The sequence below is a fragment of the Nonomuraea lactucae genome (assembly GCF_003313395.1).
In the GTDB taxonomy this organism is placed as follows: domain Bacteria; phylum Actinomycetota; class Actinomycetes; order Streptosporangiales; family Streptosporangiaceae; genus Nonomuraea; species Nonomuraea lactucae.
On the sequence record NZ_QNFZ01000163.1, the window covers coordinates 1 to 23,401 of the forward strand.

The following is a 23,401-nucleotide window of genomic DNA, read 5'->3' on the forward strand; positions in this document are numbered from 1 at the left end:
GGGGGAGCGACGGCTGGAGCGGCGGCACGGCCCCGGCGGCGGAGCCGGTGGGGAACGCGGGCGCGGCGGCGGGCTTGGCCCGGCCCGCCATCGCCTCCTTGACGCGGCCCAGCAGCATGCTCCTGGCCTGCCCGGAGTCGGTCACGCCGAGCAGGTCGACCCAGGTGATCGTGGACAGCAGCCCCTCCAGGCGGACGTCCTCCAGCCTGATCGTCACGAGCCTGTTGGAGGGGTTGTCGGGGTCGGCGCGCAACGCGGCCTGCCACTCCAGGCGCCCGTAGCGGGAGGTCAGGTAGTTGCGCGAGAGCACCGCCACGACGAGCTGCGCCTCGCTGACGCCGCGGTCCATGAAGTCGATGAAGTTGGTGCCGGGGACGAAGTCCCACGCCTGGATCATGGTCTTGTAGCCCGCCGCCTCGAGCTCCCAGGCGATCCAGGTGGCCCACGCCGTGTCGGCCGGGGAATAGCTGACGAAGATGTCGGTCGGCCTGCCGTCACGTGCCATCAGAGTCTCCTGAGGGGGCCGTCGGACCTTCCCCTTGAGGCGATGGGGGAATCGAGAGCGGGAGGGCCGCCAAGGCCCGAGCGCGCCCTGACCTGTCTGGCCTTCGCATCAGAGATCTCCGTTCATCGCGCGTCGAATGTGCGAGGCTGGCAGATCGTGGCGCTTGAGGTGATGCCCGGCCAGCTCAAGGGGTTCACCTCCGGCCACCTGCGCGCCGAGTTCGCCCGCCCGCGCCGGCCGCTACGACGTGATCGTCTGCGAGGACCTGCGGATCGCCGGTATGACGATCCTGTCGCACAAGGCTGAAAGCGCCGGTCGGAAGCTGATCGCGGTGAACCCTGCCGGCACCTCCCGCACCTGTGCCCGCTGCGGGCACTGCGCGAAGGAGAACCGCACCACCCAGGCCGAGTTCTGGTGTACGGCATGCGGGCACGAGGCGCACGCCGACGTGAACGCGGCGATCAACATCTTGAGGGCAGGGCTCGCCCTTCAGGACGCGCAAGCGGCCTGAGAAGCCGGTGCCTTCAGGCATCGGAGGAGTCACCTGCTCAGTATCCCCCGCGAGATCGGCGTTTTGGAGCTGGTATGCGATCATCATCGCGTGTGGCGTCGTCTTGGCGTGCTCGACTGGATCAGGATCGGGCTGCTCGGGCTCGGTCTGGCCTTCGTGGCGACCGGGCTGCTGCCGTTGCGCGACGCCACTGAGAGCGTCGAGCGGATCGGGCCGCTGCTGGTGTTCCTGGTGGGCATCATCGTGCTGGCCGAGCTGACCAAGGAGGCCCAGGTATTCGACGCCATCGCGGCCAGGATGGCGGTGCTGGGGCGCGGCGACTACGCCGCGCTCTTCCTTCTGTGTACGGCCTTCGCCTCGTTTGTCACGATATTTCTGAATCTCGATACGACTGCGGTGTTGCTCACCCCGGTCATGCTGGCCCTGGCCCCCAAGGCCCGCATCGCCGCCCTGCCCCTTGCGATGACCACGATCTGGCTGGCCAACACCGCGAGCCTGCTGCTGCCGGTCTCCAACCTCACCAACCTCCTCGGCATGGCGAAGATCGGCCTGAACGCCCAGGAGTTCGCCGCGCGCATGTGGGCGCCGCAGATCGCCTCGATCCTGGTCACCATGGCGTTCCTGTGGGTGTTCTACTGGCGCCGGGGGGAGCGCCGCGACCTGCGCTACACCCCGCCGGTGCTGGAGCCGGTCGCGGATCGCGTGCTGTTCGGCGCCGCGTCCGCGGGGTGCCTGCTGTTCATCGGCGCGCTGCTGCTCAAGGTCGAGGTCGGGATCGCCGCCGCGGGCGCGGCACTGATCGTCGTGGCGGCGTTCCTCGTCCGCGACCGCGCGCGGCTGACCTGGAGCCTGGTGCCCTGGCAACTGCTGATCTTCGTGACCGGGCTGTTCCTGGTGGTGCCCACGCTCAGCAGGTACGGACTGGCCGACATGATGATGTGGCTGCTGGGCGCGGAGCGTGACCCCTACCGGACGGCGGCGGTCGGCGCCGGGCTCTCCAACGTGATCAACAACCTGCCCGCCTACACGGCCGTCGAGGCGGTGATCCCGCCCGGTGAGCGGGACCAGTTGCTCGCCCTGCTCGCCGGCACCAACGTCGGCCCCGTCGTCACGCCGTGGGCCTCGCTCGCCACGCTGCTGTGGTTCGAGTCGTGCCGCCGCCACGACGTCAGGGTCCCGATGGCGCGTTTCCTGCTGACCGGCACCGGGCTGGCGGTCACCGGCGTGCTGGCCACGGTCTGGGCGCTCACGGTGACGACCTGATCGGTCGCCCGAGTCCGGGACAATGAGGCGCATGTCCAGAACCAGATATCGCGGACTGGTGGCGGCCGGAGCGCTGGCCGCCGCCGTCCTGGCGGGATGCGGCTCCCCCTCCGAGCCCGCCTCTCCCTCGGCCTCCCCCGCCGGCACGGCCGCCCCCTCTCCCCCTGGCGCGGCCACCACGTCCGCCGCCGCGGAGCCGTCGGCCTCGGCGCGGCCCTCCAGCACGCCCGGGGTGCACACGGTGACGCTCGAGGTGCTCGGCAAGGGCAAGGCCACGCAGCCGATCGTGTACGTGGCCGACACCAACGGCAGCGAGAGCGACGCCACCCTGCCCTGGTCGAAGACGGTGACGATCGAGCTGAACGGGGCCGAGCAGCAGATCGGCCGCCCGGTGTCCGTCGTCGCGCCCTCGGTGAAGGCCGAGAGCGGCATGCTGGAGGCCTCGCGCTGCCGCATCACGGTGGACGGCGAGGAGGTGGAGACCGGCAGGGGGAGGTGCGAGTACGTCATCAAGTTCGGCGGCGCGGATGGGTGACCGCGGCGCGCGCTCAGCGGAGCAGGTCGAGCAGGCCCGGCAGGGCGCGCGGGTGCGCGGCCACGAAGCTCCGGTCGTCGGCCGTGCCGTCGATGCTCTCCTCGAACGGCCCGCCGTCCAGCGCCCGGATCTCGATGCCCGCCTCCCGGGCGAGGAGGGCGCCCGCGGGCAGGTCGACCGCCTCCGCCCGGTAGCCGACGATGCCGTCGATGTCGCCCCTGGCCAGCATCGCCCATGACAGCAGCGGCGCCCACAGCTGCAGCATCCGCCTGGCCCGTACCTCCAGGCGGGTCTTGAGCGCCAGCACGGCGGCGTCGTCCCTCGCCACGCCGTACCCCTGGGTCCAGGCCAGCAGCGGCCCGTGCGGCGACGGATGGTACGGCGGGGCGAGCCGCGCCCCCGAGGAGGCGACGGCGCCGTCGCCGCGGATCGCCGACCAGGTCTGGCACGAGACCGGGTCGTGCACCACGCCCAGCACGGGCCGCCCGGAGCGGCACAGGGCGACGCCCACGACGTAGGCGGGCAGCCCGATCGCCACGTTGTTGGTGCCGTCGAGCGGGTCGACCAGCCACGTCCACTCCCCGCCCGGCGCGCCCAGCAGGCCCGACTCCTCCGCGATGACGGCGTGCGAGGGGAACGCGGTGAGGATCCGTTCGAGGAGCAGCTTCTCCGAGGCCAGGTCGAGATCGGTGACCACGTCGCCGGCGTCTCCCTTGGCGCGCACCCCGATCGCCCCGGCGGTGCGGGACTGCAGCAGCGCCCCCGCCGCCTCGGCGGCCTCGACCGCGACCGCGCGAGCGTGTTGCAGGTCCATGGGGCACCCCTCAGGTCAGGCGGGCGGCTATCAGGCGGACGGCGTGGGCCGTCTCGACGGCGTCGAGCGGTCTTCGGGAGACATGGTGGTCGCCCCCGGTGAGCGGCCCGAGCGACAGGTCGCGGCTGCCCGGACGGCTCCGGCCGAGCGCGATCGTGGCCGCCTCCCCGCCCTCGGGCACCACGCTGCTGTGGAAGCGCCCGGCGGGCAGCGTGTAGCTGTCGCCGGGGCCGAACACCTCGACCAGGCCCGTCGAGTGGCGCACGGTGCGGCCGGTGGGGGAGATGTGGTCGCCGGCGGCGGTGCTGACCACCTCGAACACGCGGTGCGTGGCGCCCCGCCCGGTGTCGGTGACCTCCGCGTGGACGTTGCGCACCTGGCCCCACAGCACGTGGCTGAACAGGTCCCAGCTGTGGCAGTGGATCTGCGACGTGGTGGTCTCGGCCCGCGTCAGCGTGCCCGACCACAGGTGCAGGCACACGCCCTCGCCGCCCTGCCGCTCCAGCGGCAGGCAGACGAAGCCGAGAGGGTGACGCACGGCCGTGACGTTACCCGAGACGGCCGCCAGCGCCCACGACCGCGCGCGGCCCTCGACGATCTCCTGGTGAACGCCCCGGTGGCTCATGACGCGTACGGGTTGACGGCGCGCAGCGCCTTACGGGCGATGTCCACGACGTCGTGCTCGTTGTACGACCTGGGCAGGGGCACCCCGATCCGGGCGAACAGCTCCTGCACCTCCTCGACCGTCGGCTCGTCGCTGAGCGGCACCTTCTTGTACATCTCCAGCGGCACCCGGCGCGCCTGCTCGAAGCTGAGCCGCAGCTCGGTGTCGCAGTTCTCGTAGTAGAACGTTCCGGCCAGAGCGGTCATCGCCCGGTTGGGGTCCTCGACCGTCATGATCAGCCGGGTGGCCGACAGGTCCCAGCGGAACGTCGTCATCGTGGCCGACAGGCCCACACCGATGTCGAGCAGCCCGTAGCGCTGGCGGTGCCAGAACGCGGTGAGGATCGTGGCGTAGGACTCCTTCCGGACCCTGTCGGTCGTCCACGTCTCGCCGGTGCCGTCGGGCGCGTCGGACAGCGACCGCCGGTAGTGGGCGTACGTCTCGCACACCTCGGCGTCGGTCGGGTCGATCACCTCGATCCGCACCGTCAGGTGGCGCTTGACCCGGCGCGCGGCGGCGACGCACTCGGGCAGGGTGACGGCCCGCATGTACGTGCCGGTGCCGCCCTTGAAGCTCCACCGCGTGGTGTCCTTGCGGGCCTCGGCGTGCGCCTGCGCGATCTCCTGGCGGCTGCCGAGCACCCGCACGAGCTGGAGCGCGTCGAGGGCCTTGCGGGTGCCCGCCACCAGGGTGTCGATCTCGTCGAGCCGGGTCAGCCGGGCCGGCAGGTCGGCGAGCGCGCCCGAGGTGATCGTCCGCTCGACCGGGGCCTGGCGGGCCCGGTCGCGCAGCAGCGCGGTGGCCACCAGCGCGAGGATCAGCAGCGTGGCGGCGCTGACGAGCTGGCTCTGCACCTCGGCGCCCTTGGGCCCGAAGACCTCGTCCGGCATGACGCCCAGCACGCCGACCACGATCGCCAGCGCCAGCGCGATCGCGCCGTCGGCGTTCTTGGCGGCCCACGGGGCGGTCCGTCTCCACGCCGCCATGAACCGTGACATCGCTGGCCCCGCATCCCGACGATCAGTCAGTTCCCGAGGTCATGGTAACGATCTCCCCATGCGACTGCCAGCGCAGGGTGGATAGCCTCACGGCACCCGGGCACCCGATTGTCCTGTCCGGGCGGTGCGGCCGCGCCGCGTCGCGCGGCCCGGCACCGCCCGGACGGCTAGAACCACCCCCGGTGGCGCGCCATCTGCTCCAGGCCGTGCTGCAGCGCCTGGTCCGCCGAGCCGGGGTGGGCGTCGTAGCGGACCGTGAAGCGGTTGTAGGAGTCGTGGCTGGAGGTCAGGAAGCCGCCCCGCTTGTCGGCCTCCAGGATGACGTCCATCTGCCTGGGCCCGGCGATGAACGTCAGCTCCAGCTCGTTGAAGTAGCGCCGCCACTGACCGCCCGCGTAGTACTCGATCTCCTGGAAGAACGGCATCGTCGAGCCGTAGAGCGTGCCCCGCTCCAGGTCGGCCTTCTTGAACTGGAACCCCAGCCGGTCCAGGGCGCCGAGCACGTGCTCCTGCGCCGGCAGCGGGCCGACGAACAGCGGGTCGAGGTCGCCCTTGTCGATCGCGCCCGCGAGCGCCAGCTCCGTCTGCACGCCCAGCTTCATCCCGTGCAGCGGATGCCCGCCGACGGCGCTGATCGGCGTCTCCCACGGGACCGGGATCTCGAACGGCTGGCTGTGCTGCGCGCCCGAGGCCAGGTGGAACGTCCCCGCGACCTGCTGGCGCAGGAAGCTGTAGGTCGTCTTGTACTCGTTGTCGCCGCTCTCCACCTCGACCACGGCGGTGAGGTCGACGTAGATGCCCTCCACCTTGTACTCGGAGCCGCCGCCGCGGAAGTGGACGACGCCGCGCAGCAGCTCGCCGGGGCGGACGGTCGTGTTGGTCAGCACTGTGTCGACTTCGACGCCCGCGCCGAACGCGGCCATCAGCTTGCGGAACACCATGGGGTTCTTCTCCTATGCGGTTGGTGCGTCGCCGTTGTGGTTCCCCGAGATCTGACCGGCCGAGATGCGGGGGAGCAGCTGGGCCAGGAGCAGTGTGGACAGCGCGGAGTCGCCGGAGCCCTGCTGAGTGCGCACGACCAGCGGTTGGGGGGCATTCTCCGCCAGCTTGGCGCCCACGTCGAGACGGCGCCTGGCCAGCTCGTACTGGAGCACCGCCCGGTTGTCGCGGTAGGAGTCGGCCAGCCTGCGCAGTGCCTTGGCCTCGTTCTCGGCCGCGGTCAGCTCCGCCCGGCCGCGCGCCTCGATCTCCCAGCGGACCCGCTGCGCCTCGGTCTCCTGCTCCTCCAGCATGCGTGCCACGTCCTTGCGCGCCTTGTTGTAGGCGGCCTTCACCTCGACGACGCGGGCGTCACGGGTCTTCTTGGACCGCTCGATCTCCATCAGCAGCGTGTCGATGCGGCGCTTGCGGGTCAGCTCCCACTCACGCTCGTACGCGGACAGTTCCTTGGCGACCTTCTCGCGGGTGGCCAGGTGCTGCTGGTACTGGTCGGGGAGCTGCACGTCGGGGATGTTGGCACCGGTGACCCGCACGCCGTACCTGCCGAGCTGGCGGTTGAGCGCCTCCTGCATGTCGCCCACGTCGGAGCCGCGCAGGTCGTACGCGCGCTCGGTGTGGACCCTGCGGCTGCGCTGCCTGATCGCGTCCTGCACGGCGCTCGACAGCACCAGGTCGAAGTTGCCGGCACCGATCGTGCGGACGAACGCCACCGGGTCGACGATGCGGAACTTGAGGAAGAACTCGATCGACTTCAGCGGCACGTTCTCGGCCGTGGGGCAGGCCACGATGGGCGCCGAGTACGGGATCTCGGTCGAGGTGTCGACCACCGCGTCCACCCGGTCCCATGGCAGCCACAGGTAGTGGCGGCCCGGCGGGAGCGTTCCGGTGATCGCCCCCCAGCGGCTGCGCACGCCCGTGGTGCCCTCCTCGATCTCGATGATCGCCTTTCGCCACATCAGGATGGCCGCGAGCAGGAGAAGGAGCACCGCGGCCAGCGCCGCGACGGCCCTGGCCTCGGTCACCACCGCCATCCCGGCGAAGTACAGGGCGACGAAGACCAGCGTCATCCAGGAGAAGCCGCGCCGGTCCTTGGGGATCACGACGGGCACGAGCTGGCCCTGCTCGCCGCCGCGCAGCAGCTGGCGGATCTCCGACCAGGACGCCAGCGACTCCTTGATCTTCGAGAACTCGCGCCCGCTCATCGGGCCTCACGCTCCATCTGCGGTACGGGGATCGGGGCGGTGGTCTCGGCCGGGCTGGGCACGGCCGAGTCGGGCTCAGTCGAGACGGGCACAGTCGAGACGGGCGCGGCCGAGTTGGGCACGTCGGTGGAGGGGGCTTCGGAGACGTCCTCGGCCACCTTCCTGAGCAGCGCGGCGATCTCCGCCTCCCTGCCCTCGACGCGCTTGCCGATCTCGGCCAGCCGGGCGCGGATGGCGGCCATGTCCTCGGGCGAGAACAGCGCCGCCGCCTTGCCGCCGACGAGCTGCTGGGCCAGCGCGAGGAAGTCGATGTCGGTCTGCTCGCCCACCTGCACGACCTGCGGCAGCCTGGTGGCGACCGACTCCAGCTTGTCCAGCAGGTCCTGCTGGAAGCGGTAGTCCAGGATCTCCGGCGCCTCGGCCGCGCTCAGCGCCCTGATGTCGAGCGCCTGCGCCTGCAGCAGCGCGGAGTTGGCGTTGGCCGTGGACTCGGCCTCGACCAGCCGCTGCCTGGCCTGGGCCGTGGCCTGGTGCGAGGCGCGTTCGAGCGCGGTGTCCATGCGGGCCTGGTAGCCGGCGATCTCCGCCTGGATGGCGCTGAGCGTCTCCTGCAGCCCGGCCAGCTCCTTGACCAGGTCGCCCTCGTTCTGCTCCTTGCGCAGCTGGAGCTCGTACTCGTAGGTGTAGGCCTCCTTGGCCACCCGCACCATCTCGGGGGCGGCCAGGTCCATCCGGTACTCCTGGCTGGAGGGCTCGGCGTGCGTGATGTTCACGTCGGTGAGCCGTACGGCGGGCAGGAACTGCTGGTTGAGGCTCTCCAGCATGCCCACCGTGCTCTCGCCCACCAGGTCGTAGATGTCCTCGGCCCGCTGGGCGTAGATGAGCGAGCGGGTGACCTCGCTGATGGCGTTCTGCAGCTTGGACTGGAAGCCGCTCACCGAGCCGAGCACGAAGATGAACTCGGCCGGGTTCTCGATTCTGAACTGCAGGAACAGGTCGACGCTCGCCTTGACGCCCTGCTGGGTCGGCGCTTCGCGGATGGGGGCGTTGAACGGGTACTCGCGGGTGGTGTTGACGATGTAGCTGACCCGCTTCCAGGGGTTGAACAGCGTCACCCTGCCCGGTTCGGCGATGTGCACCAGCTTGCCGAACTTGGTGATCAGCGCCTTGCAGCCCTCGGGCACCATGACCACGCTGCGCCGCCACCAGAGGAACACGGCGGCGATCACCAGGACGGCCCAGTAGTGCGGGCCGAAGACCAGGTCGGTCTGGGGGACGACGTTGCCCAGCGCGCCGATCAGGCCGAGCACGACCAGGATGCCGAGCGGGACCACGACCTTGGCGGTGCCGGCCTTGGGGATCACCACGGGTGAGATGACGTGCATGCCGTTCTCGGCGAAGCTGCGGTTGACGATCTCGCCGGCCTCGTTCAGCGAGGCCGACCTGGCCTCGATCAGCGTGCCGACCGACACCCCGCCGTCGCGCGCCGCGGCGAAGTCGTGCGGGTCGAGCGCGAACGCCTGTCCCGCCTGCCCCACCTGCCCCGCGAACTGCGCCGCCTGGGCGGCGGCCTGGCCCATGGCCTGCCGTACGTCGCCGCCCTGCACGACGGCCTGGGCTATGCCCTGACCTGCTTGGATGAACGCCTCTCTGGGTCGTGACATAGCACCTTCCTTTTCCGCTACAGGCGGTTTCGACCGTATCGGGTGGGACTTGCCGTTCGCTTGCATCGCAACATCACAGCTCTATTGCGGCAGATAGCAGGTGTGCTATCCATGTAGTAGTCCTACTATCTGGAGGGTCGATGAGCGCGATGAGCGAGCTCGACGGCCGCGTCCACCCCCTCGACACCGCCACGGCGATCGAGGTGGACGACCTGCGCATGAGCTACGGCCAGGCGCAGGTGCTGCGGGGCGTCGGCTTCACGGTGGCCCCGGGGGAGGTGGTCGCGCTCCTCGGGCCGAACGGCGCTGGCAAGAGCACCACGATCGAGATCCTGGAGGGCTTCCGCATCCCGTCGGCGGGCCGCGTACGGGTGATGGGGGAGGAGCCCGCCGCGGCCGGCGAGCGGTGGCGCGCCCGGATCGGCGTGGTGCTGCAGTCGTGGCGCGACCACGGCCGCTGGCGGGTCCGGAGGCTGCTGGAACACCTCGGCGCCTACTACGCGCCCTACTCCACCCCCGGCCGGCGCCGCCCCTTCGACGCCGACGAGCTCATCGACGCCGTCGGCCTGACCGGGCACGGCGGCCAGCGGGTCAACAGGCTCTCCGGCGGGCAGCGCCGCCGCCTCGACGTGGCCATCGGCATCGTGGGCCGCCCCGAGGTGCTCTTCCTCGACGAGCCGACCGCGGGCTTCGACCCGCAGGCGCGCCGCGACTTCCACGACCTCGTGCACCGGCTGTCCGACCTGGACGACACGACCATCCTGCTGACCACGCACGACCTCGACGAGGCCGAGAAGCTCGCCGACCGCATCCTCATCCTGTCCGGCGGCCGCATCGTCGCCGACGGCAGCCCCGACCGCCTCTCCCGCGAGTTCTCCCGCGACGCGCAGGTGCGCTGGAGCCGCGACGGCGAGCACTTCGTGCACGCGACGGAGGACGCCACCGGCTTCGTGCGCGGCCTGTTCGCGCAGTACGGAGACGGGATCGGCGACCTGGAGGTGCGGCGGGCGACGCTCGAGGACACCTACATGGCCATCGTGAAGAAGGAGGAAGGATGAACCCGACCCCGCGTGCCACTCCGTCCTCGACTCTGCCCGCCGCCCTGCCCGCCACCCTGCACGCCGCCCGGCTCGGGCTGGCGCGCGGCTGGATCGAGTTCAAGCAGAGCCTGACGAACCCACAGGAGATCGGCTTCACCCTCGTGACCTCCGTGTCGATCGTCGTCGTCCTGTACTTCCAGCGCGACGCCACCCTGCCCGGCACCGACATGCCGCTCGCCGCCGCCTCGCTGCCGAGCATCCTCGGACTGATCGTGGCGTTCAACGGGCTGGTCGGCGCGGTCGGCGCGCTCGCCGTCGAACGCGAGGACGGCACGCTGCTGCGCGCCAAGGCCCTCCCCCAGGGGATGGTCGGCTACCTCGTGGGCCGGGTGGTCTCGCTGTCGCTCGGCGCCGTGATCAGCCTGCTGATCGTGCTGGTCGCGGGGCTGTTCATGGTGCCGCAGGTGTCCGGCGCGGGCCTCGGCGGATGGCTCACGGTGGCCTGGGTGACAGCCCTCGGGCTGGTGGCCACGCTGCCGCTCGGGGCGGTCATCGGCTCGCTCGCCCGCAGCCCGCAGGGCGCCGCCGGACTCTCGATGCTGACGGTCGGCGCGCTGACCGCGGTCTCCGGCATCTTCTACCCGATCTCCGCGCTGGCCGGCTGGCTGCAGGGCATCGCCCACGTGTTCCCGCTGTACTGGCTCGGCCTCGGCATGCGCTCCGCGCTGCTGCCCGACGCGGCGGCGGCCGTGGAGATCGGCGGCTCCTGGCGGCCCGTGGAGACGGTCGTCGTACTGGTCGCGTGGGCCGTCGCCGGGCTGCTCCTCGCGCCGCCCATCCTGCGCCGGATGGCCAGGCGCGAGTCCGGCTCGGCGGTGCAGGCGCGCCGCGACAGGGCGCTGCAGCGCATCGGCTGACAAGATGGACCCCGATGAGTGAGACCGTCTACAACCGCATCGCCCTGCTGCGGGCCGAGCGCGGCGTCACCCGCAGGCAGCTCGCCGAGGCGCTCGGAGTGCACTACCAGACGGTCGGCTACCTGGAGCGCGGCGAATACAGCCCGAGCCTCTACCTGGCACTGCGGATCGCCGAATACTTCGAGGTGCCGGTGGAGGTGGTCTTCTCCACGACGCCGTTCCCGCGGATCGGCGAGCGCACCGCCTGACCGTTCCCGAACGCGGGGGTGATCGGCCCGGCGCGACGGCTCTGCGCGCGTGGCGGTTCTGTCGGTGCGGCGGCCTACAGTGGCAGCATGCGACCGGTCACTGATTTGCAGCGGAAGGTGGCGCCCTTCGAGGTCGTCACCGAGATGACTCCTTCCGGCGACCAGCCGACGGCCATCGCCGAGCTGGAGCGCCGCGTCAAGTCCGGGGCCAAGGACAGCGTGCTGCTGGGCGCCACGGGCACGGGCAAGACGGCCTCGATCGCCTGGCTGATCGAGCGGCTGCAGCGGCCCGCCCTGGTCATGCAGCCCAACAAGACGCTCGCCGCCCAGTTCGCCAACGAGCTGCGCGAGATGCTGCCCAACAACGCGGTCGAATACTTCGTCTCCTACTACGACTACTACCAGCCCGAGGCATACGTCCCGCAGAGCGACACCTACATCGAGAAGGACTCCTCGATCAACGACGAGGTCGAGCGGCTGCGCCACTCGGCGACCAACTCGCTGCTGACCCGCCGCGACACGATCGTGGTCGCCTCCGTGTCGTGCATCTACGGCCTGGGCACCCCGCAGGAATACGTCGACCGCATGGCCAGGCTCCGCGTCGGCATGGACGTCGACCGCGACGCGCTGCTGCGCCGCCTGGTCGACATGCAATACACGCGCAACGACCTCTCCTTCACCCGGGGCACGTTCCGGGTCCGCGGCGACACGATCGAGATCATCCCGAAGTACGAAGAGCTGGCCGTGCGCATCGAGATGTTCGGCGACGAGATCGAGAAGCTCTCCACCATGCACCCGCTGACCGGCGAGGTCATCACCGAGGACGAGGAGCTCTACATCTTCCCCGCCTCGCACTACGTCGCGGGCGAGGAGCGGATGGCGGCGGCCGTGCGCTCCATCGAGGCCGAGCTGGCCGAGCGGCTGGAGGAGCTGGAGCGCCAGGGCAAGCTGCTGGAGGCCCAGCGGCTGCGCATGCGCACCACGTACGACATCGAGATGATGCGCCAGATCGGCACCTGCTCCGGCATCGAGAACTACTCGCGCCACATGGACGCCCGCGAGCCCGGCAGCGCCCCCAACACGCTGCTCGACTACTTCCCCGAAGACTTCCTGCTGGTCCTCGACGAGTCCCACCAGACGGTGCCGCAGATCGGCGCCATGTACGAAGGCGACGCCTCGCGCAAGCGCACCCTCGTCGACCACGGCTTCCGGCTGCCGTCCGCGCTCGACAACCGGCCGCTGAAGTGGGAGGAGTTCCTGGACCGCATCGGCCAGACCGTCTACCTGTCGGCCACGCCCGGCCCCTACGAGCTGGGCCGCGTCAAGGGCGAGGTCGTCGAGCAGGTCATCCGCCCCACCGGCCTCGTCGACCCCGAGGTGATCGTCAAGCCCACCAAGGGCCAGATCGACGACCTGGTCCACGAGATCCGCGAGCGCGCCGGCCGCGACGAGCGGGCCCTGGTCACCACCCTCACCAAGAAGATGGCCGAAGACCTCACCGACTACCTCCTGGAGCTCGGCGTACGGGTCCGCTACCTGCACAGCGAGGTCGACACGCTGCGCCGCATCGAGCTGCTGCGCGAGCTGCGCACCGGCGAGTTCGACGTGCTGGTCGGCATCAACCTCCTGCGCGAGGGCCTCGACCTGCCCGAGGTGTCGCTGGTGGCGATCCTCGACGCCGACAAGGAGGGCTTCCTGCGCTCCGAGACCTCGCTCATCCAGACCATCGGCCGCGCCGCCCGAAACGTCTCGGGCCAGGTGCACATGTACGCCGACAAGGTCACGCCCTCCATGGAGCGGGCCATCGACGAGACCAACCGCCGCCGGGCCAAGCAGATCGCCTACAACGAGGCCAACGGCATCGACCCGCAGCCGCTGCGCAAGAAGATCGCCGACATCCTCGACTCGCTGCAGCGCGAGGACGCCGACACCCAGCAGCTCATGGGCGGTGGCCGGCAGCAGTCGCGCGGCAAGGCGCCGGTCCCCGGCTTCGCCGCCAAGCAGGCCGGCCAGCACGCCAGGGCCATCGCGGGCGAGATGCCCCGGGCCCAGATGGAGTCGCTCATCGAGTCGCTGACCGAGCAGATGCACCAGTCCGCGGCCGACCTGCAGTTCGAGGTCGCCGCCCGGCTCCGCGACGAGATCAAGGAGCTCAAGCGCGAGCTGCGCGACATGAAGGAGGCCGGCGTCAAGTAACCGCCACCCTCCACACCAGGCCCGGGGTTCCCGCACCGGCCGACCGCCGGATGCCACGCCTGGCCGAGCTTGGTCGCGACCGCGTTGATCGTGGCCCACTCGGTCGGGTAAATCCGGCCGTCCCTCTCGACCATCCGAACCGCTCGTCTGCGCGGTTCGGCGGCTTATGGGGGGACTTACCTGGCATGGACTCGATCCTCGGCGGGCCATGGCCATGGACGGGATTTGAGCGCTTTTTGGCGACAGTTTGAACTGGACTCTGGCTGCGCCAGCCCCGTACGGTCAAGCGCGTTTACGTCCATAAAAGTGATCGGTTCCAACTGTGGGGGGATTCATGAAGATCGCGCGCGCAGTGGCTGTTCTTGGGCTGGCGTTCGGCACGCTGGGGGTCGCGCAGGCGCCGGCCGGGGCAGCCGGCAGCACGGTGGTGACGTATATCTACGTCAAGAACGTGAAAACCGGCAAGTGTCTCGCCGTCGACACCACCAGCAATCTCTTGCGGCAAGGCACTTGCTGGCGCCCGGAAGCCCGATTCGAGAAAACCACGCTGCCTGTTTTGACGTTGAGGATGCGCAGCACCTATGTCAATCGGTGCGTGGACTCCAATTACGAAGAAGGGAGGGTTTACACAAGCCCTCCGGCGGGGCGCCGGAAATGTTCTTCTACGGATCGAGGGCAGACCTGGAAATTGGGAACGGGTACAACGGACGGTAGACTGAGTCCTGTTTCTTCTGGTATGTACCTCTTCTTTGAGGACGGCGGAGGCGTGTCTCTGCACGAGCACACCTCGGACAGCGACCTGGTGGATAACATGGATTTCAAGATTCTCTACCAGAATTGACTCGGTAGTGGCCCAAGAAATCTCAGTCCGATGGAGCCAAAGGGCGCCACAGGGAGAGTCTGAAGCCGAGATGGAAGAAGTGGCTGCGGGGAGGCGAGTGGAGCCGCGCTGAGGCGGCTGCGTCCGAGTACTTGATCGGCTTGGTGGTGCGGTCCCTGTCTCTGGACTCCTCCGAGACCACCTCGACGACCAGATGGACGTCCTCGGGTTGGAAGGTGGTGACGTTCGACTCGAGCGCCGAACGCTTGACCAGGAGGATGTCGGGCTCGGGGCGCTGTCGCAGGCCGAGAGTCACCGCCATCTCACGGGCGACGACGAACGAGTGGGGTGGCCTTGGAGACTGCTCCAGCAGTCTCAGCGTGAGCATGTGAAAGCCTGTCTGCGGTGACCTCATGACGAGTGACCCGTCAATCAGCTCGACGTGCGGGGGCGTGTCGGGCGGGAGGTGGTCGAGCATCTCGGCGGTCCAACCCCCTTCGGGGCCGGGGTAGAACCACTCCGGAAGAGCTGTGCTCATCGTCGGGCCTCATCGGAGCCGTCACGCCGTGGATCGATCGTGACACGAAGAGTAATCGTCAAGGGATGTCTTTGCGCTGGTCCATGGTCTTGCGGTAGAGCTCGTCGATCTCGTCCAGGGGGTCAGGGGTTCGGCGGCGGGCCTCGATCTCCAGGTCGGTGCGGGCGTGGAGCTCGTCGATGCCCGCGCCGGCGTGGTGCACCTGGTGGCCGAGCAGGTCGGCGCGGATGCGGGCGCACATCGCCGTCAGCTTCGCCTGGTGCTCACGGAGCCTGCCGAGCGTGGCGTGGTCGACATAGGGGGAGACGCGGCGCTGCTGGGCGTACATGCCGAGCTGCGTGTCGTGCGTGTCGGCCTGACGCGACAGCTCCGCGAGCAGGTGGGGCAGATCGCCCAGGCCCCAGCCCTGCCGCTGCGCCTGCTCGACGGCCTGGCGGGTCAGCGACACCTCGCGGCGCAGGTCGAGCCGGAGCCGTTCGACCTCGGCGGCGTCGCCGGGACCCATGGCGTTGACGTGGGTGGCCAGGCGTGTCGTCGCCTCCCTGGCCTTGGTCGCCGCCTTCCTGCCCACCTTGACCAGGAGGTAGACCCCCACCCCGGTCAGCAGCAGGAGGAACGCCAGGATCATCAGCACGATGAGAACGAACTCGCTGATCGCGTCCACCTCCCGGTCGGGTCACTGCTTTCGAGGATAGTGCGCCCGCGGCCCCGGTGGCCGCTCTCCTCGGTCCCCGTCCCGACGACTCGCCCGGTCCGGACCGACGCCCCGGACCGCCGTGTTCAGGCCGGTCCGGATGCCCGCTCACACTGCCGTGTTCAGGCCGGTCCGGATGTCCACTCACACTGCCGTGTTCAGGCCGGTCCGCACGGCCGCTCAGATTGCCGCGTCCGGCTGGCGGCTTCTGCGGCGGGCGCGCAGCCGGCGGGCCTTTCCGAGCGCCCACCACGCGAACACCACCAGCGGCAGCAGCACGACGACCACCAGGATCGGCGCGAAGACCGCCACCAGGCTCATCCCGAGCGATCCCGCGTCCTCCACGGTGCTGACGACGGGAGCGCCCGCCCCGGCCGTGCCCGCGTTGATCGCCGGTCGGGCCGTCGCCTTCAGAGCGTGTACGGCCAGCGCCAGCACGATGCCCAGCAGCCAGCCGGCCCACGGGTGCTCGGTCATCCACGTCGACCTGTCCAGTTCGGCGGCGGCGCTCGTGGCGCTGAACACCACGCCGCCGGCCGCGGGCCGTACCACTGTCTGGATCGCGTCGTTCACCGTGTCCACGGCCGGAACCTTGTCGAGCACCATCTCGGCCACCAGCAGCAGCGCGATGACGGCGAGCACGCCCCAGTTGGACAGCCACGAGTAGCCCTCGGGCAGCTTCACCGCGTCGGTGAGGTTGGCGAGCACGCCCACCACGAGCAGCGGGATGTAGGCGTTCAACCCGGCGGCCGTCGACAACCCGAGCCCCGTCAGCGCAGCGAGCATGCCTCCAGTCTGCCCCGCCGCGCCCGCACCCGTCGTGCCCGGACTGAGTCGTTCCCCCCAGGCTGGTGAACTCCTCGCGGCGCGCTGCGAGCGCAGGGCCCGGGAAGCGGAGGAGCCGGTGCCGGAGGCCTCGGCGCTCGATCAGGCTCTAGGCTCGCGCTGCTGTTGCCTGCCGGTAGCCGCGCCGTTATCCCGCCGCGGCATGATCACTTGCCATGAAGAAGACGATCATTGCTTTGTCGGTGCTTGCCGCCTCTCTCCTCGTGTCCGCCGCACCCGCCCAGGCGGCTGCGCCGGATCCCGTACGCGCGCTGAAGGCCAAGTTGGTTCCCGGGCACGGCGTGCACTTCACCGAGGTGGCCAACTGGTCCGACGGCGTCGACACGCTGCAGACGGACACCGCCGAAGGCGTGCTGCAGTTCAGCAAGAAGGGGGTGGCCGGCTACGAGGTGAGGAGCAGCACGTGGGACGACCAGAAGTTCCGCGTCGTCTCCGTCGGCGACACCGCGTACTACTCCGGCGCCATCTACAAGCTGCCCAAGGGCAAGACCTGGTTTGCGAGCGGGGGCGGTGCGTTGCCCACCATTTACGGGCAGATCCTTAACCCGGCAGAGCTCGCGACGTTGTCGGCGCTGCTGAAAAAGGGCACAAAGACCGGCAACAAGATCACCGGCAAGATCACTTTCTCTGACCTGGCTAAGATCTCGCCGTGGTTCTCCCGCTCGGTTCTCAGCGACTGGGCCGACGAGACGGAGATCTCCTACACTCTGACGCTGAGCTCGGCTGGCTTGGTGACCAAGCTGTCGAGCTCGTACCGCGCCAAGGACGTCACGAAGGACTTCTCTGACTTCGAGGGCGGCATCATCTCCGTCGATACCCGCTACTCCGGTTGGGGGAGCAAGGTGTCGGTCAAGGCTCCGGCGCCCAAGACCGTGACCCACACGCTACCCGAATGAGTGCTCCGCAGCCGCGTGTCAACGGAGAGCCGAGGGCGTCGGCTTGGCAAGTGCAAATCCTTTCGGCTTGACACTCCAGCGTGCCGCGCCTGCCGTATCCACACCTCCCTGCCGATGGGTTGGACCATCCCCGCGTGCGCGGGGATGGTCCAATTCGGATGCAGGAGATGGCTCAGGTGTCGGTGTGCTGCACCTGGGTCGTCGTTATCCCACTTCGGCGTCGGCAAGGACAAGCGGAGCGGTTCTTGGCTGACGCCGCGGGCCTGGTGGGGCCTTCCGGACACGTCGGAGTCTGCTGGGGCGACGCTCTGGCTGCAGAGGCTTGAAGTCGGCGCCGGCTATGTGAGGCCGAGCTCGCGCACCGCACGGGCGTAGCGGCGGCCCGGGGTGAGCGACGCTGCCGCCCACGGCAGGATCTCCGGCACCCGCCTGCCCGCCTCAGCCAGTAATTCCTGCGCGCGGCGCGGGTGCCCGCCGAAGTAGAAGGCGGCGCCGAACAGATGGGCGGCGTCCAGGGAACACGGGTGCGGCCGGGAGCCGTCGCGCCACTTGTCGGCCGCCAGACTCAGCGCGGCCGCCACGTCTGGGTCGCCGAAGTACGCTTTCAGATGGTCCTCAGTAGAGCGGTCAGAGCCGCCGTCCTCGCTCCACGCGATCTCGAAGTGCGCCAGGGCCAGCATGGCGGTCACCGGATCACCGGGCGGCGCTGAGGCCACGCGTTCGCGGGCGAAGGCGAGAAGTTCTCCATGCGAGCCGTACCACTTCGCGCACAGGGCCTGGGCACGGCTGTAGTGCCCGGCGTACAGATGCGGATCGCGGGCGGTCAGCTCCTTCCAGATGGTGTCGAGCTCCTGCCGGCCGGATCTCATGCCGATGGCGTGCCACTGCAACTGGTCCCAGGGAACAGGGTCCCCGGGCAGCGCCTGCGCCGCTTGCCGGAGGGGCGCCTCGGCCTCCGCCAGTACCTCCCAAAAGCGCTGGAACCGCTTGACTCCAACGTACTTGGCGAAGGAAGCGCCGCGAATGTTCCAGGCGTGCTTGATGCGCGCGGCGCCGAGCCAGAGCAGGGCGTCAGGATTGTCCTGCGCCTGTCGCGACAGGGCGCCGGTATGCGCGGCGGCGGCCTCGGCCAGCTTCTCGACGCGCAGCGCCCGCAGCTCATTGCTTCCGCGGGCTTGTTGGATCAGTTCTAGCCCGTGGTGCAACCGTCCTGCTTTCACCTGCGGCAAGGCCAGGTCCAGCGCGGGGTCCTCCCACGCCTTTCCCATCCGCATTCCGGAGGTCTTGTCGAGCAGGTCTACGGCTGCGCGAATCAGCCTTATCAACGACATTGGCGATCAATACCGCGGACGCTGGCTGGACCGCAATGTGATTGTCGCCTACGGGGCAAAGCTGCCTCGTCAGCGGGGGTTGACGCCCGGGTCAGCGGGACAGGCCGCCGAGGCGCTCCACGGCGTCGGCGAACTCGGTGACCATCTCGTAGACGACCTCGCGCGCGGGCTTGATCTGGTTCATCTGGCCCACGACCTGGCCGACGAAGTAGTTGGCCAGCTCCACGGCCCCCGGCTCGCCCCGCTCCGCGGCGGCGACGATGCGGCCCATCGCCTCCTCGGCCACCAGCAGTTGCAGCGGCATCCCGAGCGGCCCCGGGCTCTCCTGACCGGCGTCCCACTCCTCGGTCCAGGCCGACTTCAGCTGGCGGGCCGGCTTGCCGGTGCGGGAGCGGGACCTGACGGTGTCGAGAGAGGAGGCGGCGAGCATCTTCCGCTTCACCGCCGGGGCCGTCTCGGCCTCCTCCGTGGTCAGCCAGACCGAGCCGCACCACGCGCCCTCCGCGCCGAGCGCCAGGGCCGCCGCCATCTGCCGTCCGGACGCGATGCCGCCCGCGGCCAGCACCGGGACGGGCGCGACGGCGTCCACCACCTGCGGCACGAGCACCATGGTGGAGATGTCGCCGGTGTGCCCGCCCGCCTCCGTGCCCTGGGCCACGATGAGGTCGGCGCCCGCCGCCACCTGCCTGCGCGCGTGCTCGACCGTGCCGACCAGCGCCGCGACCGGCACGCCCGCCTCGCGGGCCTTGGCCACCATCTCGGGCGGGGGCGGTCCGAGCGCGCTGGCGATGAGGCCGATGGGGTGCTTGAGCGCGACGTCGATCAGCCCGGTCGCGCCCGCGGCCGTGACCCGCCTGCCCACCTCGTCCGCCGACCCGGCGACGGCCGACACCGCCGGTCCCGACGCCGCCGGTCCCGACACCGCGCCCGCCACTGACCCCTCTACCGACCCGGCCGTCCCCGCCGCCGGTCCAGCGGGGCCGCTCACGCCGTACTTGGACAGCAGGTGCGCGATGAACTCGCGGTGCCGTTCGGGGATGGCGTCGGCGAGGTGCGCGTCGAGGTCGAGCGCCTGCGCGTCGATCTTGCCCGGCACGAGGACGTCCACCCCGTACGGCCTGCCGCCCACGTGCTCGTCGATCCAGGTGAGCTCGGTGTCGAGCTCGTCGGGCGAGTAGGCGATCGCGCCGAGCACCCCGAAGCCGCCCGCGTTCGTCACGGCGGCCACCACGTCACGGCAGTGGCTGAAGGCGAACAGCGGGAACTCGATGCCCAGACGCTCACAGATAGCGGTCCGCATGATCCGACGCTAGCGGTTAGAACGTCATTCGGTCCAGGGGACCGTTCGCGGGAGCCCGGTCAACGGGTGCCCGGGCCGCGCGTCCGGCGGCAGAGCCGGGCGCGGGGGTGCGGCAGGGGAGTGCCAGCCCAGCTCCGGGCTGTAGCCGCGCACCAGTCTGGCGGGCACCCCCGCCACCACGCTGTGGTCCGGGAACTCCCCGCGCACCACCGCGCCGCCCGCCACCACGCACTGCCGTCCCAGGCGGGTGCCCGGCAGGATGATCGCCCCGGCGCCCAGCCACGAGCCCGCGCCGATCGAGACCGGGCTGTTGCGCGGCCACTGCCTCCCGATGGGGATCTCCGGGTCGTCGTAGACGTGGTTCTGGTCGGTGATGTAGACGTACGGGCCGGTGAAGACGTCGTCGCCGATGTCGATCGACTGGTGGGCCACGATGTGCGTGCCCCGGCCGATCGAGCAGCCGCCGCCGATGCGCAGGATCGAGTCGGGCCCGAGATCGACGCCCGGCGTCATGCCGCAGGAGATCGACACCCGCTCCCCGATGAGCGTGCTGTCGCCGATCTCGATCCAGCGCTCGCCGAAGATGGCGCCCGGCGGGAAGGCGATCTTGGCTCCGTCGCCCAGTCTGCGGAAGGCGTGCCCCGCCGGGTTCTCGTGGGTTATCGCGCCGGCGTCGCGGATCGCCGTGTAGGCGCGGTGAATCAGCGTGCCCAGTGCCCGCCGTACAACTGACATAGCGCCCAAAGTTACCGCTAGGTCATATCGTTCCGGCATGTCGGGGACGTTGTTTGATATCCTGAGAGCCCGTGGACACTTCGACCACGCATCGAGCCACGGGAGCCCCTTTGCGCAGCGCATCGCAAACCAAGCATCTGTTCGTCACCGGCGGTGTCGCCTCCAGTCTCGGCAAGGGGCTCACGGCATCCAGCCTCGGTCGTCTCCTCAGGGGACGCGGTCTGCGGGTCACCATGCAGAAGCTCGACCCCTACCTCAACGTCGATCCCGGCACGATGAACCCGTTCCAGCACGGCGAGGTCTTCGTCACCGACGACGGCGCCGAGACCGACCTCGACGTCGGCCACTACGAGCGGTTCCTCGACACCGACCTGCACGGCTCGGCCAACGTGACCACCGGCCAGGTCTACTCCAACGTCATCGCCAAGGAGCGCCGAGGCGAATACCTGGGCGACACCGTCCAGGTCATCCCGCACATCACCAACGAGATCAAGGACCGCATCCGGGGCATGGCCGGTCCTGAGGTGGACGTGGTCATCACCGAGGTCGGCGGCACGGTCGGCGACATCGAGTCGCTGCCGTTCCTGGAGGCCGTCCGCCAGATCAGGCACGAGGTGGGCCGCGACAACGTCTTCTTCCTGCACGTCTCGCTGCTGCCCTACATCGGACCGTCCGGCGAGCTCAAGACCAAGCCCACCCAGCACAGCGTGGCCGCGCTGCGCAGCATCGGCATCCAGCCCGACGCGATCGTCTGCCGCTCCGACCGGCCCATCACGGCCTCGCTCAAGCGCAAGATCAGCCTGATGTGCGACGTGGACGAGGACGCCGTGGTGTCGGCCGTGGACGCGGCCTCCATCTACGACATCCCCAAGGTGCTCCATTCCGAGGGGCTCGACGCCTACGTGGTGCGGCGGCTCGGCCTGCCGTTCCGTGACGTCGACTGGAAGGAGTGGGACCAGCTCCTGCGGCGCGTGCACCGCCCCGCCAAGGAGGTCACCATCGCCCTGGTCGGCAAGTACATCGACCTGCCCGACGCCTACCTGTCGGTGACCGAGGCGCTGCGCGCGGGCGGGTTCGCCAACGACGCGAGGGTCAACATCCGCTGGGTCAAGAGCGACGACTGCGAGACCCCCGACGGCGCCGAGCGCGAGCTCGACGGCGTGGACGGCGTGCTGGTGCCCGGCGGGTTCGGCGTGCGCGGCATCGAGGGCAAGATCGGCGCCATCCGCCATGCCCGCGAGAACAGGATCCCGCTCCTCGGCATCTGCCTCGGCATGCAGGGCATGGTGATCGAGGCCGCCCGCAACCTGGCCGGCATCGCCGACGCCAACTCCGCGGAGTTCGACCCCGAGACCCAGCACCCGGTCATCTCCACCATGGCCGACCAGGAGGACGTCGTCGCCGGCGAGCGCGACATGGGCGGCACCATGCGGCTCGGCATCTACACCGCCAAGCTCGGCGAGGGCACGCTGGCCCGCCAGCTCTACGGCGGCAAGGCCAAGGCCGACGAGCGCCACCGCCACCGCTACGAGGTGAACAACGCCTACCGCGAGCGGCTCGAGAAGGTCGGCATGGTCTTCTCGGGGCTGTCGCCCGACGGGCGCCTGGTCGAGTACACCGAGCTGCCCGTCGACGCGCACCCGTTCTTCATCGGCACGCAGGCCCACCCCGAGTTCCGCTCACGGCCGACGCGCGCCAACCCGATGTTCAAGGGCCTCATCGGCGCCGCCCTGGCCTACGCCTACAGCAGGGTGGCGGCCGACGTCGCCAAGGTGTCCAAGTGAGGCGGGAGCGCCCAGCCGGCGAGGAGGCCGCGTGAGGATCGAGGACACTCCCGAGGAGTGGGAGGTCGTCGCGTCGGAGCGCCGTTTCAAGGGCCGCGTGTTCGAGGTGGCCACCGACACCGTGCGCATGCCGGGTGACGAGGTCGCCGACCGCGACTACGTCGTGCACCCCGGGGCGGTCGCGGTGGTCGGCCTCGACGAGCGTGACCGGGTCCTGCTGATCCGCCAGTACCGCCACCCGGCGCGGCGGCTGCTGTGGGAGCTGCCCGCGGGGCTGCGCGACGTGGAGGGCGAGCCGCTGGTCACGACGGCCGCGCGGGAGCTCGCCGAGGAGGCGGGCTACCGCGCGTCCACCTGGCACACACTGGTCGACCTCCTCAGCTCTCCCGGCATGACGAACGAGCGCATCCGCGTCTTCCTCGCCCGCGACCTGACCCGGATCCCCGACGACGAGCGCGACTTCGTCCACCGGCACGAGGAGATCGGCATGCCGGTGGAGTGGCTGCCGCTCGCCGACGCCGTCGAGCGGGTGCTCATGGGAATGATCCACAATTCCCCGGCGGTGGCCGGTATCCTCGCCGCGTACGCGGCTTCGGCCGAGGGCTTCTCCTTGTTGCGCCCAGCCGACGCCCCTGAGGCGTGACGGAAGGACCCCTTCGTGGAGCCGGTGCTCTCCAGCTACCTCGCCCATCTGGCGGTGGAGCGGGGCCTGGCTGCCAACACGCTGGCGTCCTACCGTCGTGACCTGCGCCGCTACTTCGACCACCTCCGCTCGCGGGGCCGCGCCACGCTGGGCGAGGTGGGCGAGGCCGACGTGCGCGACTTCCTCGCCGCGCTGCGCGAGGGCGACGGCGAGCACCCCGCCCTCGTGGCCAGCTCGGCCGCGCGGGCGGTGTCCGCC

The 23,401-nt window shown here is 70.2% G+C and carries 25 protein-coding genes; 12 read left to right on the top strand and 13 right to left on the bottom strand.

Features of this window, described 5'->3' with window-relative positions:
- On the bottom strand, positions 1 to 505 hold a 505-nt coding region (locus DQW85_RS10915), incomplete at its 3' end, for a toll/interleukin-1 receptor domain-containing protein (RefSeq protein ID WP_162794889.1).
- A gap of 247 nt (positions 506 to 752) precedes the next feature.
- Between DQW85_RS10915 and DQW85_RS10920 the strand changes: the two genes are divergently transcribed.
- The 3 genes from DQW85_RS10920 to DQW85_RS44380 all read left to right on the top strand — a co-directional run bounded on the left by DQW85_RS10920 (position 753) and on the right by DQW85_RS44380 (position 2,814).
- The gene (locus DQW85_RS10920; RefSeq protein WP_240197084.1) at positions 753 to 1,016 is read left to right on the top strand and encodes a transposase; all 264 of its coding nucleotides are present in this window, start codon (positions 753 to 755) and stop codon (positions 1,014 to 1,016) included.
- A 90-nt stretch (positions 1,017 to 1,106) separates the two neighbouring features.
- Complete coding sequence (locus DQW85_RS10925; protein ID WP_113700231.1) at positions 1,107 to 2,279, top strand: ArsB/NhaD family transporter; 1,173 nt, start codon at positions 1,107 to 1,109, stop codon at positions 2,277 to 2,279.
- A 31-nt stretch (positions 2,280 to 2,310) separates the two neighbouring features.
- The gene (locus DQW85_RS44380; protein WP_162794890.1) at positions 2,311 to 2,814 is read left to right on the top strand and encodes a hypothetical protein; all 504 of its coding nucleotides are present in this window, start codon (positions 2,311 to 2,313) and stop codon (positions 2,812 to 2,814) included.
- Positions 2,815 to 2,827: 13 nt separating this feature from the next.
- On the opposite strand, the gene DQW85_RS10935 is transcribed toward DQW85_RS44380, so the two are convergent.
- The 6 genes from DQW85_RS10935 to DQW85_RS10960 form a co-directional block, all read right to left on the bottom strand.
- Positions 2,828 to 3,628: an inositol monophosphatase family protein gene (locus DQW85_RS10935; RefSeq protein WP_113700232.1), complete on the bottom strand. Its 801-nt coding sequence runs from the start codon at positions 3,626 to 3,628 to the stop codon at positions 2,828 to 2,830.
- A gap of 10 nt (positions 3,629 to 3,638) precedes the next feature.
- Positions 3,639 to 4,253, bottom strand: a complete 615-nt coding sequence (locus DQW85_RS10940; protein ID WP_113700233.1) for a hypothetical protein — start codon at positions 4,251 to 4,253, stop codon at positions 3,639 to 3,641.
- A complete protein-coding gene (locus DQW85_RS10945; RefSeq protein WP_240197085.1) occupies positions 4,250 to 5,290 on the bottom strand; it encodes a hypothetical protein in 1,041 nt (346 codons plus the stop codon). The genes DQW85_RS10940 and DQW85_RS10945 overlap by 4 nt, the downstream gene beginning before the upstream one ends.
- A 167-nt stretch (positions 5,291 to 5,457) precedes the next feature.
- Positions 5,458 to 6,231, bottom strand: coding sequence for a sporulation protein (locus tag DQW85_RS10950; RefSeq protein ID WP_113700234.1), 774 nt, complete (start codon positions 6,229 to 6,231; stop codon positions 5,458 to 5,460).
- 12 nt (positions 6,232 to 6,243) lie between these two features.
- Positions 6,244 to 7,491 carry an SPFH domain-containing protein gene (locus DQW85_RS10955; protein WP_113700235.1) on the bottom strand — a complete coding sequence of 416 codons (1,248 nt, stop codon included), beginning with the start codon at positions 7,489 to 7,491 and terminating at the stop codon, positions 6,244 to 6,246.
- Positions 7,488 to 9,155, bottom strand: coding sequence for an SPFH domain-containing protein (locus tag DQW85_RS10960; RefSeq protein ID WP_240197086.1), 1,668 nt, complete (start codon positions 9,153 to 9,155; stop codon positions 7,488 to 7,490). Before DQW85_RS10960 ends, DQW85_RS10955 begins: the two co-directional genes overlap by 4 nt.
- A 140-nt stretch (positions 9,156 to 9,295) precedes the next feature.
- Between DQW85_RS10960 and DQW85_RS10965 the strand changes: the two genes are divergently transcribed.
- The 5 genes from DQW85_RS10965 to DQW85_RS44385 all read left to right on the top strand — a co-directional run bounded on the left by DQW85_RS10965 (position 9,296) and on the right by DQW85_RS44385 (position 14,397).
- The gene (locus tag DQW85_RS10965) at positions 9,296 to 10,213 is read left to right on the top strand and encodes an ABC transporter ATP-binding protein (protein WP_113700236.1); all 918 of its coding nucleotides are present in this window, start codon (positions 9,296 to 9,298) and stop codon (positions 10,211 to 10,213) included.
- Entirely contained in the window at positions 10,210 to 11,112 is a 903-nt protein-coding gene (locus DQW85_RS10970) for an ABC transporter permease (RefSeq protein WP_113700237.1), read from the top strand. The genes DQW85_RS10965 and DQW85_RS10970 overlap by 4 nt, the downstream gene beginning before the upstream one ends.
- Positions 11,113 to 11,126: 14 nt before the next feature.
- Positions 11,127 to 11,360 (top strand): helix-turn-helix transcriptional regulator, encoded by a 234-nt coding sequence (locus DQW85_RS10975; RefSeq protein WP_113700238.1) that lies wholly within the window; start codon positions 11,127 to 11,129, stop codon positions 11,358 to 11,360.
- An 87-nt stretch (positions 11,361 to 11,447) separates the two neighbouring features.
- Entirely contained in the window at positions 11,448 to 13,556 is a 2,109-nt protein-coding gene (gene uvrB, locus DQW85_RS10980) for an excinuclease ABC subunit UvrB (protein WP_113700239.1), read from the top strand.
- A 334-nt stretch (positions 13,557 to 13,890) separates the two neighbouring features.
- Entirely contained in the window at positions 13,891 to 14,397 is a 507-nt protein-coding gene (locus DQW85_RS44385; RefSeq protein ID WP_162794891.1) for a hypothetical protein, read from the top strand.
- 22 nt (positions 14,398 to 14,419) lie between these two features.
- On the opposite strand, the gene DQW85_RS10985 is transcribed toward DQW85_RS44385, so the two are convergent.
- The 3 genes from DQW85_RS10985 to DQW85_RS10995 form a co-directional block, all read right to left on the bottom strand.
- Positions 14,420 to 14,914 carry a Uma2 family endonuclease gene (locus DQW85_RS10985; protein WP_113700240.1) on the bottom strand — a complete coding sequence of 165 codons (495 nt, stop codon included), beginning with the start codon at positions 14,912 to 14,914 and terminating at the stop codon, positions 14,420 to 14,422.
- A gap of 58 nt (positions 14,915 to 14,972) precedes the next feature.
- Positions 14,973 to 15,578 (bottom strand): hypothetical protein, encoded by a 606-nt coding sequence (locus DQW85_RS10990; protein ID WP_113700241.1) that lies wholly within the window; start codon positions 15,576 to 15,578, stop codon positions 14,973 to 14,975.
- A 210-nt stretch (positions 15,579 to 15,788) separates the two neighbouring features.
- Positions 15,789 to 16,394 carry a DUF4126 domain-containing protein gene (locus tag DQW85_RS10995; RefSeq protein ID WP_113700242.1) on the bottom strand — a complete coding sequence of 202 codons (606 nt, stop codon included), beginning with the start codon at positions 16,392 to 16,394 and terminating at the stop codon, positions 15,789 to 15,791.
- Between the two features lie 215 nt (positions 16,395 to 16,609).
- On the opposite strand from DQW85_RS10995, the gene DQW85_RS11000 reads away from it, so the two are divergent.
- Positions 16,610 to 17,350: a hypothetical protein gene (locus DQW85_RS11000; RefSeq protein WP_113700243.1), complete on the top strand. Its 741-nt coding sequence runs from the start codon at positions 16,610 to 16,612 to the stop codon at positions 17,348 to 17,350.
- 338 nt (positions 17,351 to 17,688) lie between these two features.
- Here the strand turns inward: DQW85_RS11000 and DQW85_RS11005 are convergent, their stop codons facing one another.
- The 3 genes from DQW85_RS11005 to DQW85_RS11015 form a co-directional block, all read right to left on the bottom strand.
- The gene (locus DQW85_RS11005; protein ID WP_162794892.1) at positions 17,689 to 18,624 is read right to left on the bottom strand and encodes a hypothetical protein; all 936 of its coding nucleotides are present in this window, start codon (positions 18,622 to 18,624) and stop codon (positions 17,689 to 17,691) included.
- A 148-nt stretch (positions 18,625 to 18,772) separates the two neighbouring features.
- Positions 18,773 to 19,981 (bottom strand): nitronate monooxygenase, encoded by a 1,209-nt coding sequence (locus DQW85_RS11010; RefSeq protein WP_113700245.1) that lies wholly within the window; start codon positions 19,979 to 19,981, stop codon positions 18,773 to 18,775.
- A 24-nt stretch (positions 19,982 to 20,005) separates the two neighbouring features.
- Complete coding sequence (locus DQW85_RS11015) at positions 20,006 to 20,716, bottom strand: acyltransferase (RefSeq protein WP_113700246.1); 711 nt, start codon at positions 20,714 to 20,716, stop codon at positions 20,006 to 20,008.
- A gap of 110 nt (positions 20,717 to 20,826) precedes the next feature.
- Between DQW85_RS11015 and DQW85_RS11020 the strand changes: the two genes are divergently transcribed.
- The 3 genes from DQW85_RS11020 to DQW85_RS11030 all read left to right on the top strand — a co-directional run.
- The gene (locus DQW85_RS11020; RefSeq protein WP_113700247.1) at positions 20,827 to 22,500 is read left to right on the top strand and encodes a CTP synthase; all 1,674 of its coding nucleotides are present in this window, start codon (positions 20,827 to 20,829) and stop codon (positions 22,498 to 22,500) included.
- 31 nt (positions 22,501 to 22,531) lie between these two features.
- Positions 22,532 to 23,143 carry an NUDIX domain-containing protein gene (locus DQW85_RS11025; protein ID WP_113700248.1) on the top strand — a complete coding sequence of 204 codons (612 nt, stop codon included), beginning with the start codon at positions 22,532 to 22,534 and terminating at the stop codon, positions 23,141 to 23,143.
- A 15-nt stretch (positions 23,144 to 23,158) separates the two neighbouring features.
- The coding region (locus DQW85_RS11030; RefSeq protein WP_162794893.1) for a site-specific integrase at positions 23,159 to 23,401 on the top strand (243 nt) is incomplete at its 3' end.

Bases quoted from the DNA above. Each gene is read 5' to 3' on its own strand.
- DQW85_RS44380 (WP_162794890.1), top strand. From the start codon at position 2,311: ATGTCCAGAACCAGATATCGCGGACTGGTGGCGGCCGGAGCGCTGGCC.
- DQW85_RS10935 (WP_113700232.1), bottom strand. From the start codon at position 3,628: ATGGACCTGCAACACGCTCGCGCGGTCGCGGTCGAGGCCGCCGAGGCG.
- DQW85_RS10940 (WP_113700233.1), bottom strand. From the start codon at position 4,253: ATGAGCCACCGGGGCGTTCACCAGGAGATCGTCGAGGGCCGCGCGCGG.
- DQW85_RS10945 (WP_240197085.1), bottom strand. From the start codon at position 5,290: ATGTCACGGTTCATGGCGGCGTGGAGACGGACCGCCCCGTGGGCCGCC.
- DQW85_RS10950 (WP_113700234.1), bottom strand. From the start codon at position 6,231: ATGGTGTTCCGCAAGCTGATGGCCGCGTTCGGCGCGGGCGTCGAAGTC.
- DQW85_RS10955 (WP_113700235.1), bottom strand. From the start codon at position 7,491: ATGAGCGGGCGCGAGTTCTCGAAGATCAAGGAGTCGCTGGCGTCCTGG.
- DQW85_RS10960 (WP_240197086.1), bottom strand. From the start codon at position 9,155: ATGTCACGACCCAGAGAGGCGTTCATCCAAGCAGGTCAGGGCATAGCC.
- DQW85_RS10965 (WP_113700236.1), top strand. From the start codon at position 9,296: ATGAGCGCGATGAGCGAGCTCGACGGCCGCGTCCACCCCCTCGACACC.
- DQW85_RS10970 (WP_113700237.1), top strand. From the start codon at position 10,210: ATGAACCCGACCCCGCGTGCCACTCCGTCCTCGACTCTGCCCGCCGCC.
- DQW85_RS10975 (WP_113700238.1), top strand. From the start codon at position 11,127: ATGAGTGAGACCGTCTACAACCGCATCGCCCTGCTGCGGGCCGAGCGC.
- uvrB (WP_113700239.1), top strand. From the start codon at position 11,448: ATGCGACCGGTCACTGATTTGCAGCGGAAGGTGGCGCCCTTCGAGGTC.
- DQW85_RS44385 (WP_162794891.1), top strand. From the start codon at position 13,891: ATGAAGATCGCGCGCGCAGTGGCTGTTCTTGGGCTGGCGTTCGGCACG.
- DQW85_RS10985 (WP_113700240.1), bottom strand. From the start codon at position 14,914: ATGAGCACAGCTCTTCCGGAGTGGTTCTACCCCGGCCCCGAAGGGGGT.
- DQW85_RS10995 (WP_113700242.1), bottom strand. From the start codon at position 16,394: ATGCTCGCTGCGCTGACGGGGCTCGGGTTGTCGACGGCCGCCGGGTTG.
- DQW85_RS11000 (WP_113700243.1), top strand. From the start codon at position 16,610: ATGAAGAAGACGATCATTGCTTTGTCGGTGCTTGCCGCCTCTCTCCTC.
- DQW85_RS11005 (WP_162794892.1), bottom strand. From the start codon at position 18,624: ATGCGGATGGGAAAGGCGTGGGAGGACCCCGCGCTGGACCTGGCCTTG.
- DQW85_RS11010 (WP_113700245.1), bottom strand. From the start codon at position 19,981: ATGCGGACCGCTATCTGTGAGCGTCTGGGCATCGAGTTCCCGCTGTTC.
- DQW85_RS11015 (WP_113700246.1), bottom strand. From the start codon at position 20,716: ATGTCAGTTGTACGGCGGGCACTGGGCACGCTGATTCACCGCGCCTAC.